At 63.2% G+C, this 2,647-nt stretch carries 3 protein-coding genes; all 3 read right to left on the minus strand.

Annotated elements, in window-relative coordinates:
• The coding region (locus VMR39_RS23260; protein WP_325419641.1) for a glycoside hydrolase family 36 N-terminal domain-containing protein at positions 1–926 on the minus strand (926 nt) is incomplete at its 3' end.
• Between the two features lie 5 nt (positions 927–931).
• Entirely contained in the window at positions 932–1,849 is a 918-nt protein-coding gene (locus tag VMR39_RS23265; protein ID WP_325419643.1) for an ROK family protein, read from the minus strand.
• The coding region (locus tag VMR39_RS23270) for a glycoside hydrolase family 68 protein (RefSeq protein ID WP_325419645.1) at positions 1,846–2,647 on the minus strand (802 nt) is incomplete at its 5' end. The genes VMR39_RS23270 and VMR39_RS23265, both read right to left, overlap by 4 nt.

The following is a 2,647-nucleotide window of genomic DNA, read 5'->3' on the forward strand; positions in this document are numbered from 1 at the left end:
CGGCGCGAGGCATCGCCCATCCCCTTGTTCGTATAGCCTGTATAGAAAACCGGGGTGTCCAGGCTTTCGCCCGGTTTCAGCGTCCAGCTGAAATCATAGGGGTTGTAGCCGCCGCTGATACGCACCCGGCTGAGATTGTCGAGGCCGACCGACAGGCGGAAGGAACCCGACCAGGCAAATGCCCCATACCAGACGGGTCCGTCCGTCTCGCTGGCCTTGCCGCCGTGCTGGACCGCGAACCAGGGCTGATTGCCATGGCCGGTCGATCCCCGACGGCTTTCCAAGACGGTCAGGGCCGGCGTCACCGGCGTTTCCACCTGCGACCATTCCGACGCATGGCGGCCAGTCAGATAATGGAGGCGATAGTCACTGCCCACCGGCAGGGTGTAGGTCGCCGCCGCGATCTGATCGATGCGCACCGGCTTGCTGTCGCCATTGCGGACGCTGGCCGATCGGGCGATCACGCCCGTAGCCGGATCGATCGCATAGTGCAGCGCGACCGTGAACGGCCGGCGGATATCGGCGAGCTCCACCGTCAGCGTTTCGCCAGAGATTTTGTGGCTTCGATATTTGAGGACGAGGTCGCGATTGCCATCGGCGAACACTGCCTTGATCCCCGGCTCACTGACCAGCCCCTCGCCCTGCCCAGCATATTCCTGCGGCGTGATCGATCCGGCCGGGTCGAAGCCCGACAGCTCGGTGGGATGCCGCGCGGCAAGTGGCGCCTTGTCGTCGAGCGTCGCTCCCCAATAGAGCGGCTGGAGATAACCCTGCTCATCCACTCCGATGGCATAGGTTACGCCGCCGCCGTCCAGCCGCATCACACGCCCGTCCGCCGTTGCGATGACCTTGGCTGACAAGGCCTGCGGTGCGCAGAGGGACAGAAGGACCGTACTGGCCAGAAAAAGCGATCGAAAAGATGGCATTGTCATCATCCTTTATTGTCCCTTTCCAACGCGTCGAGCGCGAGGGCGATCGCCCCCAGCGGCCCGGCCTGCTCCCCCAATGCAGGCGTGCGAACTATCGTGGCGATACTGTCGTGCGTCACGAAGGACAGATAGCCGTTGAGCTGCTCGATCACCTTCGAGCGAACGCGGTCGAGCAGGTCGGCTCGTCCCATGCCCACACCGCCGCCGATCAATATGCGTCGTGCGGCGGTGGTCAGCAGAATGGTCGAAACAAGTTGGGCGATATCATGCGCGACAAAGTCCCAGTGCGGATGGGTGGCCGGGATGGCGTCGCCTGACACATTGAAGCGGCGGGCAAGTGCCGGACCGCTGACCAATCCTTCGATACAATCTCCGTGAAAGGAGCAAACGCCTGGAAATTCGTCGCCCTCCGCCCGGCGGATGAGGATGTGCCCCAGTTCCGGATGCATCGCGCCATGCAACGGCCGACCATTGAACACAAAGCCGCCGCCAAGCCCGGTGCCGATGGTCAAGTAACAAAGGCAATCCGAAGGCCGGTCCTCCTGTATCCCCGCGCCCCAATATGCTTCTGCCAGTGCGGCCGCGTTGACGTCTGTATCGATCGCTGCCGGGCACGGCAGTCCCTCGGCCAGCGCGCCAAATATATCCGCGCCCGTCCATCCAGGCTTGGGCGTGGGCAGCATGCGCCCGAAATCTTCGGCAGTCCGGTCCAGCCGCAAAGGCCCGAAGGACGCAATGCCGAGCGCCGAAAACGGCTCCTGTGAATGCCAGTCCAGCAATATCTGCTTGGCCGCCCCCAATGTTCCGTCGGGCGCTGTCGTGGGAATCATCATTCGGTCGACAATTTCCCGGCCCCGCGCGCGAACCACGAAAATCTTCGTTCCACCCAGTTCGACGCCGGCGACAAGTGGCTCGCTCATGGCACAACTCCAGCCTTGTCACCATCGAGCCAAATCTGCACGAATGGAGCGAAAGTACCGCCGAAGCGACGCTCCGCCCCCCCTCCCCAATTATCGACGAAGCTGGTGACGGAAAGGTCCGGCAACACCATCCAGCTATAGCTTTGCGCAGGCGCCTGGGGCGGGTTGGCGAACACCAGGCCGGTGCCGTTCAGCGATCGCCATGTCCCATCCAGCCGGTCAGCCACCATCCCGTAGAGACCCGTGGGGCCGAGCGGCCCATCGGGATTGAAGACATGGCTCTGCGTCGACCAGAACAGATAATATTGCCCTTCACAATGCACGACATGCGGCCGTTCAAGTTCGTTATTGAGGTGATCGGCGGACAGGATAGGCGGCGCCAGCGTCCAGTCATCCGGCCGATCGGCAGGCGCCGTCGCGACACCGACCACGCCATTGAAAGACGAGTCCGAGCCGGCCAGCGATCCGGCGAAGAAGAGATGGTGGCGGCCGTCCATCGGATCGCGGAAATAGGCCGGATCGCGAAACGCCTTGATCGTGCCGATTCCCCCGCGGCCGGTCGTCGGCATGTAGATCTTAGGATCAGGTAGAATGACCTCCCGCAGATCGTGCCAGTCGACCGCTCGCCCCTCTTCCGTCAACCGGGCGCGCGCGCCGAACATGCGCTGCTCGAAGCTAGGTAACGCTTCGCCGCGGCGGCCGGCGGCGGTGAAATAGAGCAGGATCTCGCGCTGCTCCTCATCGAATATTGTTGATCCCGACCATTCCCGGCTGCCGGGGGAAAAGCCGTCCGGCATG

This window comes from Sphingobium sp. (assembly GCF_035511395.1).
Taxonomy (GTDB): domain Bacteria; phylum Pseudomonadota; class Alphaproteobacteria; order Sphingomonadales; family Sphingomonadaceae; genus Sphingobium.

What these genes read in the sequence shown, in the direction of transcription:
- VMR39_RS23265 (WP_325419643.1), bottom strand. Translation starts at nt 1,849, where the DNA reads ATGAGCGAGCCACTTGTCGCCGGCGTCGAACTGGGTGGAACGAAGATT.